The sequence below is a fragment of the Paenibacillus sanguinis 2301083 = DSM 16941 genome, assembly GCF_000374825.1.
In the GTDB taxonomy this organism is placed as follows: domain Bacteria; phylum Bacillota; class Bacilli; order Paenibacillales; family Paenibacillaceae; genus Fontibacillus; species Fontibacillus sanguinis.
In genome coordinates this window covers 249,807-264,483 of record NZ_KB895378.1, presented here as the reverse complement: position 1 = coordinate 264,483, position 14,677 = coordinate 249,807, and the positions used below count along the sequence as shown (strand labels likewise).

General features: G+C 54.5%; 13 protein-coding genes. 11 read left to right on the top strand and 2 right to left on the bottom strand.

Annotated features, from left to right (window positions below; all coding sequences use genetic code 11):
• Window positions 1-3: 3 nt before the first annotated feature.
• From C557_RS0107230 to C557_RS0107220, 3 genes are read left to right on the top strand one after another with little or no spacing between them, the layout of a single operon-like run.
• Complete coding sequence (locus C557_RS0107230; RefSeq protein ID WP_018751176.1) at window positions 4-672, top strand: amino acid ABC transporter permease; 669 nt, start codon at window positions 4-6, stop codon at window positions 670-672.
• A 12-nt stretch (window positions 673-684) separates the two neighbouring features.
• Entirely contained in the window at window positions 685-1,461 is a 777-nt protein-coding gene (locus C557_RS0107225; protein ID WP_018751175.1) for an amino acid ABC transporter ATP-binding protein, read from the top strand.
• Entirely contained in the window at window positions 1,461-2,660 is a 1,200-nt protein-coding gene (locus tag C557_RS0107220; RefSeq protein ID WP_018751174.1) for a MalY/PatB family protein, read from the top strand. Before C557_RS0107225 ends, C557_RS0107220 begins: the two co-directional genes overlap by 1 nt.
• Before the next feature lie 280 nt (window positions 2,661-2,940).
• Here the strand turns inward: C557_RS0107220 and C557_RS0107215 are convergent, their stop codons facing one another.
• On the bottom strand, window positions 2,941-4,638 hold the full coding sequence (locus C557_RS0107215; protein ID WP_018751173.1) for a PucR family transcriptional regulator: 1,698 nt from the start codon (window positions 4,636-4,638) through the stop codon (window positions 2,941-2,943).
• A 231-nt stretch (window positions 4,639-4,869) separates the two neighbouring features.
• On the opposite strand from C557_RS0107215, the gene C557_RS0107210 reads away from it, so the two are divergent.
• The 8 genes from C557_RS0107210 (at window position 4,870) to C557_RS0107175 (ending at window position 13,525) form a co-directional block, all read left to right on the top strand.
• Window positions 4,870-5,595 carry an ABC transporter ATP-binding protein gene (locus C557_RS0107210; protein ID WP_018751172.1) on the top strand — a complete coding sequence of 242 codons (726 nt, stop codon included), beginning with the start codon at window positions 4,870-4,872 and terminating at the stop codon, window positions 5,593-5,595.
• Between the two features lie 13 nt (window positions 5,596-5,608).
• Window positions 5,609-6,529: an ABC transporter permease gene (locus C557_RS0107205; RefSeq protein WP_018751171.1), complete on the top strand. Its 921-nt coding sequence runs from the start codon at window positions 5,609-5,611 to the stop codon at window positions 6,527-6,529.
• Between the two features lie 15 nt (window positions 6,530-6,544).
• Window positions 6,545-7,687: an ABC transporter substrate-binding protein gene (locus tag C557_RS0107200; protein ID WP_018751170.1), complete on the top strand. Its 1,143-nt coding sequence runs from the start codon at window positions 6,545-6,547 to the stop codon at window positions 7,685-7,687.
• A 31-nt stretch (window positions 7,688-7,718) separates the two neighbouring features.
• A complete protein-coding gene (allB, locus tag C557_RS0107195; protein WP_018751169.1) occupies window positions 7,719-9,137 on the top strand; it encodes an allantoinase AllB in 1,419 nt (472 codons plus the stop codon).
• Window positions 9,138-9,156: 19 nt separating this feature from the next.
• Window positions 9,157-10,428 (top strand): allantoate deiminase, encoded by a 1,272-nt coding sequence (allC, locus tag C557_RS0107190; RefSeq protein WP_018751168.1) that lies wholly within the window; start codon window positions 9,157-9,159, stop codon window positions 10,426-10,428.
• Between the two features lie 32 nt (window positions 10,429-10,460).
• Window positions 10,461-11,222, top strand: coding sequence for a (S)-ureidoglycine aminohydrolase (gene allE, locus C557_RS0107185; protein WP_018751167.1), 762 nt, complete (start codon window positions 10,461-10,463; stop codon window positions 11,220-11,222).
• An 81-nt stretch (window positions 11,223-11,303) separates the two neighbouring features.
• Complete coding sequence (locus C557_RS0107180) at window positions 11,304-12,284, top strand: 2-hydroxyacid dehydrogenase (protein WP_018751166.1); 981 nt, start codon at window positions 11,304-11,306, stop codon at window positions 12,282-12,284.
• Complete coding sequence (locus tag C557_RS0107175; protein ID WP_018751165.1) at window positions 12,278-13,525, top strand: Zn-dependent hydrolase; 1,248 nt, start codon at window positions 12,278-12,280, stop codon at window positions 13,523-13,525. The genes C557_RS0107180 and C557_RS0107175 overlap by 7 nt, the downstream gene beginning before the upstream one ends.
• Before the next feature lie 269 nt (window positions 13,526-13,794).
• On the opposite strand, the gene C557_RS0107170 is transcribed toward C557_RS0107175, so the two are convergent.
• Window positions 13,795-14,568 (bottom strand): AraC family transcriptional regulator, encoded by a 774-nt coding sequence (locus C557_RS0107170; protein WP_018751164.1) that lies wholly within the window; start codon window positions 14,566-14,568, stop codon window positions 13,795-13,797.
• Window positions 14,569-14,677: the final 109 nt, after the last annotated feature.

The window sequence follows — 14,677 nt, the reverse complement described above, 5'->3', positions numbered from 1 at the left end:
GTGATGAAATTCGACTTCAATTATTTTCTAGATTCCTTTCCTATCCTCCTGCGGTATCTGCACTTGACCCTGGGTATGTCGGCAATTTCCATGATTATAGCTATTTTGCTTGGCCTAGGGCTTGCCCTGCTGTCCAGCAGCAAGTCGCGGGTACTCATCCAATTTTGCAGTCTGTATGTCTCGGTATTCAGAGGGGTTCCGCTGCTAGTGCAATTATTCATCTTTTATTATGGCCTGCCGCAGCTATTTCCCCAATTCAGCAGCATGGATGCCTTTACGGCTGCAGTATTAGGTTTAAGTTTGTACAATGCTGCCTATTTGTCCGAAATATTTCGCTCTGCGCTAAATGCGATTGATCTGGGACAAATGGAGGCCTGCTTGGCGGTCGGTATGACCAAGCGGCAAAGCTTGATGCGAGTGATTATTCCCCAGGCATTTCGCATCGCGGTTCCGCCGATGGGAAACATTTATATCACTATTTTGAAGGAGACCTCTCTGGCTTTCTCGCTAGGGGTTCCGGAAATGTTTGCACAAGCCAAGCTGATGGCGGGCGGTTCATTTAAATTTCTGGAGACTTATCTTGCGGTCGGAATTATTTTCTGGCTCATCGTCGTTGTATTCAGTTATTTACAATCCAAATTGGAAGTCAGACTGAGCATGCCATATCGTTAGGAGGCGAATGCAATGATTAAAGTGGAGCATTTGAGCAAGCAATTCAAACAGCTTTCCGTGCTAAAGGACGTCAGCTTTGAAGTGAACAAAGGGGAGGTTGTCGTGATTATCGGTCCTTCCGGCTCCGGGAAATCCACGTTACTGCGCTGCCTTAATCTATTGGAGACTCCGGAGAAGGGCAAAATTCAAATCGGCGATGTGTCTGTAGATGCCAGGCAGTTGACTGCCAAGAACACTCATCGGCTGCGGCAGGCATCCGCTATGGTATTTCAGAATTATAATCTGTTTAAAAATAAAACGGCACTGCAAAATGTAACGGAGTCTCTCATTGTGACAAAGAAGATGAAGCCGGACAAGGCTGCCGCTATCGGCAAACAGCTTTTGGAGCAGGTAGGATTGTCTCAGCGCGAGAATCATTACCCAGCGGCCCTTTCCGGTGGGCAGCAGCAGCGGGTGAGCATCGCCCGTGCCCTGGCTGTTGATCCGTATGTCATCTTGTTTGATGAGCCTACATCGGCGCTGGACCCGGAGCTGGTAGGCGAGGTGCTGGGAGTGATTCGTACTCTTGCCGCAAGGCATACGACGATGATCATCGTGACTCATGAGATGTCTTTTGCTCGCGATGTGGCCGACCGGGTTTTGTTCATGGCGGAGGGGAGCATTATTGAAGAAGGTACGCCGCAGGAAATTTTCATGGCCCCGAAGCACGAGCGAACAAAGAGGTTTTTACGCCAAGTGCTGAATCAGGAGCCATCCGTAATTTTGTCTGAAGCAAGGGAGGTCATGTAATGGGGGGGAGACATCTGCTGCAGCATGATTTTGACGAGATGATGGATCGAAGCGGAACTGAAGCGAAAAAATACAGCGTCTATACAGATGATATCATTCCTATGTGGATTGCCGATACGGATTTCAAGTGTCCGGAGCCGGTCATTCAGGCTCTGATGAATAGAGTCGAGCATGGCATTTATGGATATCCTCATGTGGATAACACTTTGGGTCGAGCCCTCGGCTGCTGGACGGAGAAACGATTTGGCTGGAAGATTAAGGAGGAATGGGTAGAGTATTCACCGGCGGTAGTTCCTGCTTTGGCGATGGCGGTGCAAGCCTACACGGAACCGGGAGAACAGGTGCTGATTCAGACCCCGGTTTATCCTCCCTTCCATCAAGTGATTGAGAACAACGATCGGGTCAAAGTGACCAACAGTCTAGTGCTGCGCAATGGCTCTTATGAAATTGACTTTACGGATTTGGAAGAGAAGCTCAGCCATCCCAAGACGAAGCTGATGCTGCTCTGTCATCCTCATAATCCGACAGGCCGGGTGTTCAGCGAGGAAGAGCTGCGCAGCATCGGCGAGCTTTGTCTGAAGCATCATGTTATCGTTGTATCTGATGAAATACATTCAGACTTGGTCTACCCCGGCCGCAAGCATCTGCCTTTTGCTATGCTGTCCGAAGAGATAGCGAATCGCTGCCTGGTATGCATGAATCCCAGCAAAACCTTTAACCTGGCAGGGCTGCGTACGGCGGGAATTGTAATACCGAATGCCCAACTTCGCGAGGCCTATCATGACCGTCTAATCAAGAACAAATCTGATGGTCGCACAATATTCGGGCTGTTGGCTTTAGAAACGGCCTATTCTGAATGTGATTATTACGCAGAGCAACTTGTCGATTATTTATCTGGTAACCTGGCATATTTACTGGACTATTTCGCTCGTTACATTCCAGAGATCATGCCGATTCGTCCCGAGGCGACCTACCTGGTCTGGCTGGATTGTCGCGCGTTGCAGATGGATCAACCAGAATTGCTTTCCTTTATGGAGAAGCAAGCGAAGCTGGGTTTGAATGATGGAGCCAGCTTTGGTCAGGAGGGAATTGGTTTTGTCCGCATGAATATTGGCTGTCCGAAGCAGGTGCTCGTCGAAGCGTTGAAGCGGCTGGAGAAGGCTGTATCTGGTCTGCGCAGCCATAGCGTTAGCGTGTGATCGATGATTGAACGTAAAGTAGTGAACAGCGAATGAAAGAAATACTCCGGTGCTGACCCCGAGCCCGCAGGATTTTTTTCGGTGATTCGCACCACGCACTCCGCGTCCCAGAAGGGCTCATGGCATATTAATCCTTTTTTTGCTATGCTTGAGATACTCTTTATACGAGATTCGCACTATTGGTGTCCTGAGTCCTTGCTGGGTGCGGGCTCATTTGGGGCGGAGTCGTGCCTGATATAGGTGCGTGCATTGAAAGATTGCAGCTAACGAGTCGCCGGGTTCATGTGAATCCACCAGGTGACTGGATAGTTATCCTTTTTGCCCGTTGTAACAGCTTTTCCGCCAGAAAAGCGAGCCGGAGCCGCAGCGAATCATCCGGGTCGCGCAGGTGGCAGCGGGTTAGGTGTTCAAATTTCTCCAGGCGGTAAGCTACCGTATTGCGGTGAACGAACAGGCGCTTGGCCGTCTCTCCGATCTGACCCTGTGTTTCCAGAAAGACGCGGGCGGTATCCATTAAATCCGTCCGTTCCCGCGCATCTATGCGCATAATTGCCTGAAAGGTTTCCTGATAGAAATCCGTTAGCGCCACCTCGGGAACCATCTTCAGCAGTTCAAGCACCTCCCTGGCACGGTAAAAATGAATGAAGGAGGTTTGACGAGCCTGCTGGCCCATATGCAGAGCGCTGATCGCTTCCTTATAAGCATTGGGCAGTCCAGTAATTTGCTCTGTCTGATTGCCGATGCCGAACGAGAAAGTGAGCTGTTCCTCCCGTTGCAGTTGCTCTTGAAACGCCACCAGGCAAGGAAGCAACGGATACTCCTTTCCTGCCCCTGAGATGCTGCTTGCTTCCCGCTGTATGACGACCACCAGCATCTCCTTGTTGTTGAACAACAGCGCAGGCAGCTCAAATTCAGCCAGCTTGGCTTCGAGCAATTCATATAGCCGGTCGCGCTGCTGGTAGGCATGCCTGCCAGCGGTCTCTCCCCGCCCCGACTCATCCACTTTGCCAGCCACGCACAAATAACCGCCAGCTTCCCGCAGCCCGTATCTTTTGCCTAGCGACAAAATTTCCTGCCGCGATTGAAATACCCCGCTCATCCATTCCTCGAAAAATTCATCCTTATAGCGCCGTAACCGTTCCTGCAGGGCCTGCTGCTTAACCAGCTCCAGGCCGATTACATTGGCCGCTTGCTCCAGAGCCAGCCGGGGCAGGGGGGAATCGCCGAATACCCCGTTCACCACGGTCAGGAACGCGGATTGGTATGGCAGCTCAATCGCTTGCATAATCACCTCACAACGGGCTTCATGGGTCTCGTCTCCGTCAGGCAGCAGGCAGAATTCCGCCATCTTGCTGGCGAAGTCGCGTATACTGGCTGCCGCAGTTTGTAGCTGCTCCTTTAGGCGTATCGAATCCACCGATGTTCCGACGCGGTCAGCCAATCCGCCGATCCGGTTGCCTCGCCAATCAACCAGCATCACCGCCCCGCCGACCAGATCGGACAAGGCTTCAAGGATGGCTTCCTGTCCTTCTCCCTTCATAATCAAGGCTGAGAAATCACGGTGCATGCGCAGCGCGTAGCGTAATTCATCATTATGCTTCTCCAGAATAAAATTAAGCGACTCCTGCAGCAGCTCTCCCAAGGAAGGGGAAAGCGCCAATTCAATCAGCGGAAAATGCAGCTCATCCGCCAGCTTTAGCACCGATGTCGGAATCTCCTTCAGGAAGCGCTTGGTCTTGATAGCAAGTCCTGCACAGCCTGTTCCTGCCATCTGGCGCACCAGCTGCAGCAATTCTCCCGGCTTGTCGCGAAGCGCATACCCCGTCGTGAGCAACAGCTCATCTGCTTTCAAATAATCAATAATGTCCGGGGCATCCATCATGTTTACCGATTTCACCGGACGATTCAGCCCGCCCTCTCCCGCCAGCACTCGAGTTTCGCGATACACAGGCAAACGCAGCAACTCCTGTAACTTCATTTTCACCTCTCCTTAATTAACGTACAATGTTATATAAAGTAACTCAAATATCTATAATTTTTATCAATAATATACCTCTTTTCTCTCAAAATGTGCAATACGCACAATAACCTTACATAACATTATGCATCATATCTATTGAATCCCCGAAAGGATATGCTATCATAAAATCACAAATCAAATTTGTGTAAAGAAACCTTACATTAAAAAAATCGGAGTGGAGGGGACAGAATGACTTTGGCTGTACAACAGGTAGAAAAAGGCTACAACGGCAAAAAAGTGCTGCACAACGTCAGCTTTACAGTACGGCCACATGAGTTTATTTGCATCCTGGGGCACAGTGGCTGCGGGAAATCCACCTTGCTTCACTTGGTGGCTGGCTTTCTGCAGCCAGACCGGGGCAGTATTTCGGTTAATGGAGAGCCGATTACCGGACCCTCTAAATCCCGTTGTGTTGTCTTTCAGGATCATGCCTTATTCCCTTGGTACAAAGTGATTGACAACGTCGCCTTCGGGCCGGTCGTGCAGGGAAACAGCAAAGCTCAGGCGCGGGCCATCGCCGCTAAATACTTGCAGATGGTAGGGCTTGAGGAGTATGCGGACAGCATGCCTGATCAGTTGTCAGGCGGAATGAAGCAGCGGGTGGGCATTGCCAGAGCACTAGCAAGCGACCCCGATTTTCTGCTAATGGATGAGCCCTTCGGCGCGCTGGATGTACTGACGCGGGAAATGATGCAGCGCGAGCTGCTGCGCATCTGGCTGGAGCTGAAGCCGTCCGTGCTGTTCATTACCCACAGCATCTCTGAAGCCATCCATTTGGCGGATCGGATCCTGGTGATGAAGCATGGCGAAGTTGCCGCCTCTTATCCTGTTTCTATGGAGCGGCCCCGTCCTGCTGACCACCCCGAATTCATTGCACTTGCGCGAGAAATCGAGGAACTGCTGACCTTAGATTAAAGGAGGGATTTATATGAACAAACTGGCATCTTCCCTGACTTCCTCCCAAGCCAAAGCCCAAGCCGCCGCCGACAAAGCCCACGTGCAAGTAGAGGCTGAAAGCGGACGGAAAGCCGTCAGCTCATCGTCCAGAGCGCCGCGCTTACGCTGGCGATGGCAGGATCGCGCCGGACTGCTGCCCATCTTGGTCTTCTTCCTGCTCTGGGAGGGATTCAGCCGCTTGAACGAGCAGTGGGAGCTGTTCAATCCGAACTTTCTGCCCGCTCCCACCACGATTGTGCAGGAGCTTTGGCGGCTGATGGAATTAGGGGTGATTCAGGAGAGCGTTCTGGCCAGCACCCTTCGCATTTTGTCCGGCTTTGTGATTGGCCTCGTGTTAGCTGTCGCTGTCGGCGTGGCCATGAACAAATTTCCCAAAGTCGAATACTGGCTCAGCCCGGTGCTGAACCTGCTGGGTCCGATTCCCAGCCTGGCGCTGCTGCCTATTCTCATTATCTGGTTTGGGATCGGCGAATTTCCCAAGCTGCTGCTGATCGCCTGGACGACTTTTATCCCGGTGCTGACCAATACGCTGGACGGCCTGAAGTCGGTCAATCCCGCGTTGATTCGCTCGGCTTTATGTCTGGGCGCCAAGGAAAGGCATGTGTTCTGGAAGGTTATTTTCCCCTCCGCGATTCCTAGCATTTTTATCGGTGCGCAAGTGAGTCTGGGGTTAGGCTTTTCCTCCCTGATTGTATCTGAAATGATGGGGGCCAAATCGGGGCTCGGATACATTATTGTGGACGCCCGCAACTACTTCAAGATCAGCAATATGTTTGTAGCCATCATACTAATTGGCCTGGAGTTCAGCATCATGTCCTACCTCTTGAAGCTCCTGGAACGAAGAACTATTACCTGGAGAAAAAACGGCGTTCGCAGCGCTGTGGAAAAATAAAGGAGGCTTTAAACGATGATGAGAAAAAATCACAAGGGTCTTTTGAGTACAGGTATCACGTTGTTTCTACTGCTTTCTCTTCTTTTGACGGCCTGTGGAGCCGCTAAGAATACCGCAAATACTTCCGCCCCGGCAGCCGCAGCTACGGGAAATGCCGCTACGGAGAATGGCGCCGCCGATTCCAGCGGCAATAGCGAAATAGCCAATGAAACCCTCGAAACCCCCAGCTTCACCCTCGTCGGCGTCCGCGATGCGCAAATTTCCTCGCAGCAGATTATCGCTGATAAACTGGGCTACTTCAAAGAGGAAGGGCTTGAGATTACCAATCAGCTTATCGAGAGCGGCCCGGATATCGCCCCGATGATTGCCGGAGGCAGCGCCCCGCTTAGCATTCAGACTAATTTTATGGATATCATTCTGACGTCGAATGGCGTAGATGTGAAAATCGTTGCCCCGTTGGCGCAAATTGCCGGAACCCAGGCGGTGGTCGGCGGCAAAAATCTCAATCTCTCCAGCGCCAAAGACCTGGAGGGCAAGACGATCGGCGTTCCCAGCGGAGCCGATGTTGTGATCGCCATTAACAACATGGGCAAGGAGTTGGGTGTTGACGTTGAGAAGATCAAATACGTGAACCTGGCGCCTTCCGATGCGGTGGTTGCGTTGGAAAAGGGCAATATTGATGCGATGGCCGCCTGGGAGCCCTTTATCACCAAGGCCATTCAGAGCGGTGGTAAATTCCTGTTCAGCGGTACCAAGAGCGAATTGCCCGACAATCCGGGAGATGTTGATTGGATGAGCGTGCATACCACCATCCAGGCCACCGATGATTTCCTGACCGAGAACCCGAATACGATCAAAGCCGTCCTGCGCGCCTTGTACAAGGCCACCGACTACATTAACAATAATCGGGAGGAAGCCATTCGCATTCTCGCTCCCGAGCTTCACTTGAGCGAAGAAGAGCTGACGCAAATTATGAACCGCAATGTGTACAGCATGGAAGTGAACGACAGCTATGTGTCCGGCAGCAACGGCCCGGCTGTAGGCCAATATTTGAAGAGCACGGGCAATATCAAGGCCGAGCAGAATCCCCAGCTCTATCATGACTTGAGCCTGCTGCAGGAAGTCGCCCCTGAACTGATTAAGGCGGAGTTTGAATAATACGAATCCAAGCTTTTGGAGGAACCTGTCTATGGCACACTATGATACCGTCATTCGCGGCGGTCAGGTTGTATTGGCCGATCGCGTACTCCCGCTGGATATCGGGATTCAGGATGGCCGAATCGCCGCACTGGAGGTTACCGGGCTGGCTACGGCGGATGAGCAGATTGATGCGACAGGCCAGGTCGTTGTTCCGGGGATGATCGACGCGCATGTTCATCTGAACGAGCCGGGGTTGGATGACTGGGAGGGAGTTCCCAGCGGCACGTCAGCCCTTGCGGCCGGCGGGTGCACCACCTGTATTGACATGCCGCTGAACGGCCTGCCGCCCACCACCACGGTGGAGGCTCTCCAGGCCAAGCTGGCGCTGTTCGAGCGAAGATCATATATTGACTACGCCTTCTGGGGCGGGCTGGTTCCCGGCAATCTGCCGCAATTAGCTCCGCTCTCGGATGGTGGGGTCATCGGGTATAAAGCGTTTATGTCCGCAGCCGGAGGCAAGCAGGAGGGCGCATTCCGCGAAGCCGATGACCTCACCCTCTACGAAGGGATGAGCCACATCGCCGGGCTGGGCCGCATCTTGGCCCTGCATGCCGAGAGCGAGCAGATTACCGCGGCGCTCACCGCCGCCCAGCTTCGCTCCGGCGCGCGCTCTGCCCAGGCTTATCTGGCCTCCAGGCCGGTCTATGCCGAGGTAGAGGCGGTCAAGCGGGCGCTGTTCTATGCCCGGCTTACCGGCTGCGCTCTGCATTTCGTGCATATCAGCAGCCCGGAGGCGGCGGAGCTGATCGTGCAAGCCCGTCTGGAAGGGCAGGATGTCACGCTGGAGACTTGTCCGCATTATCTGGTATGGACTGCGGAAGAACTGGAAGCCATCGGCCCTCTGGCCAAATGTGCGCCCCCTTTACGCTCGCAGCAAGACCAGGAGGGGCTCTGGAAGCTTATCGGCAGCGGCGCCATCGACATGATCACCTCGGATCATTCCCCTTGCCCGCCTGAGCTGAAGGATTCTTCCGACTGGTTTGCGATCTGGGGCGGCATCTCCGGAGCCCAGAGCTCCCTGGAGCTGCTGCTGGGCGAGGGCCATGTGCGGCGCGGCCTGGAGCTGCCCTTGCTCTGCCGGCTGCTGTCGTCGAATCCGGCCCGCCGCTTCGGGCTGGCTCCTGCCAAGGGCGCCATTGCCCCGGGGGCGGATGCCGATCTGGCGCTGGTCGATTTCACCGCCTACCGCTTGCAGCGGGAGCATTTGCTGGATCGCCATCGGCATAATCCTTATGCTGGCAGACAGATGTACTGCCGCGTAACGCGCACCCTGGTGCGGGGCAAGACGGTCTATGACCTGAAGCACCAGGTGGCGGGGCCGCCTCTCGGACAACCAGCCCGCCAGCTGGGCTGCAAGCCGGAGTCCCTGCAAACCGCTAGCAGAAGCGCGCTCACCTCAACCGACTAAATAGAGAGAAGGGCTCGGGATGAATAAAATCAGTGAAACTCAATTGCGCTTCGATCCGGCATGGTTCGAGCCGGATATTGCGGAAGCCATAGACTGGCTGGCCGCATACGGAAGCGATCCGGGCGGAGGCGTCACCCGGCTGCTCTACTCTCCGGCCTGGCAGGAGGCGCAGACCGCTCTGGCCGGGCGGATGGAGAAAGCGGGTCTGGCAACCCGCCTGGACGATTGCGGCAATTTATTTGGTCGGCTGGAAGGCAGTCGCGCGGAGCAGAAGACAATCCTGACTGGCTCCCATGTGGATACCGTTCGCCATGGGGGCAAATACGATGGGGCCTATGGCATACTGGCCGGGATTCTCGCTTTGGAGTTTCTGCGCAAGCAGTTTGGCCAACCGCTCCGGCCGCTGGAAGTGGTCTCCCTGTGCGAAGAGGAGGGCAGCCGCTTCCCGCTGACCTACTGGGGCTCAGGGAACCTGACCGGGCGCTATGCTGTTCACACGCCTCCCGATATCGCCGATGCGGATGGAACGACATTGCAGTCCGCTATGAATGCCGCGGGTTTTGGCCTCGGCACCTTTTCCTCGCCCCGGCGCAGCGATATTGCCCGCTTCATCGAACTGCACGTTGAGCAAGGATTCGTCCTGGAGCGAGAGCGCGCCTCCATTGGCATCGTGCAGGGCATCGTTGGTCAACGCCGCTATACCGTGCGCGTCTGCGGCAGCGCCAACCATGCCGGAACCACGCCGATGAAATATCGGCAAGATGCTCTGCTTGGCGCGTGTGAAATGATCGAGTGGCTGGAGCGGAAGGCGCTTCACCAGAGCGAGCCCTTTGTCTCCACCGTGGGACAATTGCACGTGAAGCCGAACTCCTCCAATGTGATTCCGGGCGATGTCTCGTTTACCGTCGATATCCGGGATGCGCACCTTGCCGCCTTGCAGGAGTTCAGCGGCGAATTTCCGGAAGCCTTTGCCCGGATTGCCGCGCGGCGTGGACTAAAGATAGAGATCGAGGAATGGATGAACATGAATCCATTCCGGATGAACGACGAGATGAACAAGACACTTGCCGCCATCTGTCACAGGCGCAGCCTGCCCTTTCACACCATGTTCAGCGGCGCCGGACACGACACGCAAGTGATCGGCCAGCTCTGCCCGGCGACGATGCTGTTCGTGCCCAGCCGCTCCGGCATCAGCCATTCCCCACATGAATACAGTGCGGCGAAGGAGCTGGCCGCAGGCATTGCTGTATTGACGGAATGGCTTTACTACTACGGCTACACCGATGTGTGAGTTAGCCGATAAATAACCATTTGGAGGTCATGATGAGCTATCCGAACGATTTGTTATCTACCCGGGCGGTTGTCAAGCCCGGCCTGTATGCGGTCATTCCGGCCGCGGGGCTGGTCAACAATGTGATTCCCGGCATCGAGGACTGCCGGGTCAGCATCGTCGCTTCACCCAAGCTGGGAGCAGGGTTTGTGCAATATATCGTCCACGCTCGCCAGGGAGGACATACGATCGCGGCCTGGGCGCAAGAGGAACAGGTTGAAGCGTTCCTGTACTGTATCCAAGGCGGTTGCCGGGTTACAGTCCAGGGCGAGACGCAAGCTCTGTCCGCTGGCGGCTACACCTATGCGCCGCCCGGCAGCGGGCTGGCTTTTGCCGAGTGTCTGGAGGGGACGGTTCTGCTGCTTTACAAACAGAAGTATATCCCGCTTCCGAGCTTCGCCCCGCGGGCGCACTGGGGCAATAGCAACGATATCGCCTACCGGATTTATGATGACATGGACAATGTGTTTATTAAGGACCTGCTGCCTGCGGAGCTTGGCTTTGATCTCAATTTCCATATATTATCCTTTGCCCCCGGGGGTTGCCATCCTTTTGCCGAGACGCATGTTCAGGAGCACGGAGCGTACGTGCTGGAGGGGGAAGGGGTCTATTTGCTGGATGATCGCTGGCTGCCTATAAAAAAGGACGACTTCATCTGGTTTGGGCCTTACGTGCCGCAGGCATGCTATGGCGTGGGGCGCGGCGCCTTCACGTATATTTACTCGAAGGACTGCAACCGCGACGCGGCGCTCTGAACCGCTGGCAGGCAACAGGGCTGCTCTAGTTCCTTTTGTCTTTAACGTCACAACGATACCCATCACAGGAGGTCGATCCTTATGAAGATTATTGCATTGGAGCCGTTGGGCATCCCGGAAGAACAGGCACAGCGGCTGGCCGCCCGATTGATTCAGGCAGGGCATACCTTTACCAGCTATGCCGACCGGACGGAGGAGACCGCCGAATTAATCGCTCGCGCCGCTGAAGCGGATGTCGTGCTGTTAACCCATCTTCCCTTTCGCCGCGAGGTCATCGCCCGTTGTCCTCAGCTCAAGCTGATCTCGGTTGCCTTTACTGGCGTTGATCATATTGACACTGAATACTGCAAGGAACGAAGCATAACCGTTTGCAATGCTGCCGGTTATTCCACCCGCGCAGTCGCGGAATTGGTGTTCGGGCTGACCATCTCCGTGCTGCGCCGGATCACAGCTTGCGACGAGGCCGCGCGCTCCGGGCGAACCAGCATCGGCTTGACCGGAGGGGAGCTATATGGCAAGACATTTGGCATCGTAGGCACAGGCGCGATTGGCCTGGCCGTTGCCCGCATCGCCGCCGCTTTTGGCTGCCGGGTGCTGGTCTATAGCCGAACCCGTCGGCCGGAACTGATTGCGGCTGGAGCAGAATATAGGGAGCTGGACGAGTTGCTGGCTCAAAGTGATGTCGTCTCCTTGCATCTTCCGCTTACGGGAGATACACGCAACCTGATTAGCAGGGAACGGCTCAAGCTGTTCAAACCGTCCGCCATCCTGATCAATACTGCCCGCGGCCCTATCGTTGATAATGCGGCACTGGCTGAGGCGCTGAACGACGGGAGAATTGCCGGAGCCGGAATCGATGTGTTCGAGATGGAGCCGCCGCTCCCCGAAGATCATCCGCTGGTTACCGCACGCAACACGGTGCTGACCCCCCATGTCGCATTTGCGACCCGGGAAGCCTTGCAGACCCGGGCAGAAATTGGCTTTGCCAACATTGTCAATTGGCTGGACCATCGTCCGCAAAATGTCGTCGTGCCGGAGAAAGGAGCCCAAGTGTCATGTTAACGCAGCGCGCATCGGCTAACCGGATTCGCGATAGGCTGGAGAAGCTGAATACGTACAATTCAGATACGGCGGGAGGGACGACACGCGTCTTGTTTACGCCGCCAGAGCTGGAGGCGCGTAAGTATATCAAGGAGGAGATGGCCGCCTTGGGACTGGCGGTGCGGGAAGACGCCATCGGTAATATTTTTGGCACCTTTGTTGGTTCACGGCCCGATCTTCCTCCCGTATGGACCGGTTCCCACATCGATACCGTTCTGCACGCCGGGATGTTCGACGGCATGGCGGGTGTGGTCGCAGGATTGGAGGCTGTGCGGATGATTCAGGCTTCCGGCGCTCCCCGCCAGCGAAGTATTGAGGTGGTGGTCTATACCTCAGAGGAACCGACTCGCTTCGGACTAGGCTGTCTGGGCAGTCGGGCCCTAGCGGGTGAGCTGACGCTGGAGCAGGCGTATGCGCTCACCGATGAGACGGGCAAGTCGCTTCCACAGGTGCTGGAGGAATTGGGGTACGATCTGACCCGCTTCGCTGAAATCCCTATCTCCGAAGGCAAGGTTTATGGAGCAGTTGAACTGCATATTGAACAAGGGGCGGTGCTGGAATCGCTGGATTTGCCCGTGGGCATCGTCCATACGATCTCGGCGCCTACCAACTTTCTGGTGACGGTCACCGGGCAGCAACGTCACGCTGGCAGCACTCCGATGCACCTGCGGCAGGATGCTTTTCTGGCCTGCTGTGAAATCGCTCTGGAACTGGAGCGGCTGGCCAAGGAATCCGCCAGTGTGGATACCGTCGCTACCGTAGGAAAGGTTGAGGTGCTGCCGGGTTCCTCCAATGTGATCTCGGGCCATGTCCAGTTCACGATTGATATTCGCGACAGCGACTATGACAGCAAGTCTCTGCTTGTTCGGGATTTGCAGCAATTTATTCTCCAACTGGAAGCGGCGCGTGGTGTCAAGGTTTCGCTGGAGCTGATCAATGACGACCTGCCTACCCGCTCGGATGAGGGCATCGTTGCCCTGCTGGAGGCGGCCTGTCAGCAAAGGCAAATTCCCTATCATAAAATGGTCAGCGGCGCGTTCCATGATTCCATGCTGGTCGGGAGATTTGCCCCGATCGCCATGATCTTTGTGCCGAGCAAGGACGGCATCAGCCATAGTCCGGAGGAATATACGGATTGCGGTGATATCGCCCTCGGCACGGACATTCTGGCGGAGACGCTGCTTCGGCTGGCTCAGCAATAAGGAAAAGCATTTGGATTACTGGCGAGGAGCTCATGCAACAGAACCATTGCAGAAAAAAAGGATACGCCAAACGGTAGACACCAAACAATGGACGTCAAAAGGTTATATAAAACGGTATACACCAAAACCCAAGGAGCTAAGCGATGTATTTTCGCTTGGCTTCTTGGGTTTTTTATGATACTCCCCGTTTTTGCGCCGAATCTGACGGGTTCTGATGTGCTGGTACAGAACATCGCTTGCATCGCCAGATGCAAGTCAGGCCGGGCTGCCTATTGCAACGGGTCCAGCCCCTTGTGCTGTATTCTGAACTTGCGCGGGGTCAGGCCGGTTTCTCTTTTGAAAATGCTGCAAAACTGGGCGTCGTTCACGAAGCCGGAAACGGCCGATACTTCCGAGATAGGAAGCTGCGTATGGCGCAGTAGCGATTTGGCATAATCCAGACGTTTTAACAAAAGATAACGAAGCGGTGATAGTTGGTAACGTTCTTTGAACAGGTGGCGAAAGCGATCGTAGCTGTAGCCGGACAGCTCGGACAGGCTGGATATCGTGAGCCTTTGCAGGAAGTTTTCATCCATGTAATTCAAGACGTATTGCATGCGATCCTCAGCAGGTAAAGAGGATAAGCCATCGTCCACATTTCGCAGCAAATGAACGATGATTTCGCTGAGCTGCAGGTTCATCAATTCGGTAAAGCCTTCCCGTTTCCGCTGAAATTCCTGCTTGATGCGCAGCAGATTTTGCAGGACAGTGTGCTCTTTATCATCATCATACACACCTGCAAGATTAGACAGGCGGGAATTGTCACAGAGAAAGCCAATGAACAGCACCTCGGCCTCCGCATCCGGCGTATGCTTCTCATCATGCTTGTAGCCAGGGGGAATAATCGCAAATGAGGATGAACGATAATGAAAGTTTTTCGCGCCTACGTTTGAGGTTCCCAAGGCATTGATGTAATATACAAGCTCATAGCATTCATGCTGATGCGGGGGAATATGCGTATTAGGCTCATGCACAGTATTTACAATATAAAGAACACGATCCATAAAGCACCTCCCGGAAGCTTGAAATGTAAGGTCTTGTCGAATCCGAGCGGCATGATTAGCCGAATCGTATAAGAAATTGACCGAAATCTTATAATTTTTTGTGTTTATT

Bases quoted from the DNA above. Each gene is read 5' to 3' on its own strand.
- allC (WP_018751168.1), top strand. From the start codon at position 9,157: ATGAATAAAATCAGTGAAACTCAATTGCGCTTCGATCCGGCATGGTTC.
- allE (WP_018751167.1), top strand. From the start codon at position 10,461: ATGAGCTATCCGAACGATTTGTTATCTACCCGGGCGGTTGTCAAGCCC.
- allB (WP_018751169.1), top strand. From the start codon at position 7,719: ATGGCACACTATGATACCGTCATTCGCGGCGGTCAGGTTGTATTGGCC.
- C557_RS0107225 (WP_018751175.1), top strand. From the start codon at position 685: ATGATTAAAGTGGAGCATTTGAGCAAGCAATTCAAACAGCTTTCCGTG.
- C557_RS0107170 (WP_018751164.1), bottom strand. From the start codon at position 14,568: ATGGATCGTGTTCTTTATATTGTAAATACTGTGCATGAGCCTAATACG.
- C557_RS0107210 (WP_018751172.1), top strand. From the start codon at position 4,870: ATGACTTTGGCTGTACAACAGGTAGAAAAAGGCTACAACGGCAAAAAA.
- C557_RS0107215 (WP_018751173.1), bottom strand. From the start codon at position 4,638: ATGAAGTTACAGGAGTTGCTGCGTTTGCCTGTGTATCGCGAAACTCGA.
- C557_RS0107220 (WP_018751174.1), top strand. From the start codon at position 1,461: ATGGGGGGGAGACATCTGCTGCAGCATGATTTTGACGAGATGATGGAT.
- C557_RS0107175 (WP_018751165.1), top strand. From the start codon at position 12,278: ATGTTAACGCAGCGCGCATCGGCTAACCGGATTCGCGATAGGCTGGAG.
- C557_RS0107180 (WP_018751166.1), top strand. From the start codon at position 11,304: ATGAAGATTATTGCATTGGAGCCGTTGGGCATCCCGGAAGAACAGGCA.
- C557_RS0107230 (WP_018751176.1), top strand. From the start codon at position 4: ATGAAATTCGACTTCAATTATTTTCTAGATTCCTTTCCTATCCTCCTG.
- C557_RS0107205 (WP_018751171.1), top strand. From the start codon at position 5,609: ATGAACAAACTGGCATCTTCCCTGACTTCCTCCCAAGCCAAAGCCCAA.
- C557_RS0107200 (WP_018751170.1), top strand. From the start codon at position 6,545: ATGATGAGAAAAAATCACAAGGGTCTTTTGAGTACAGGTATCACGTTG.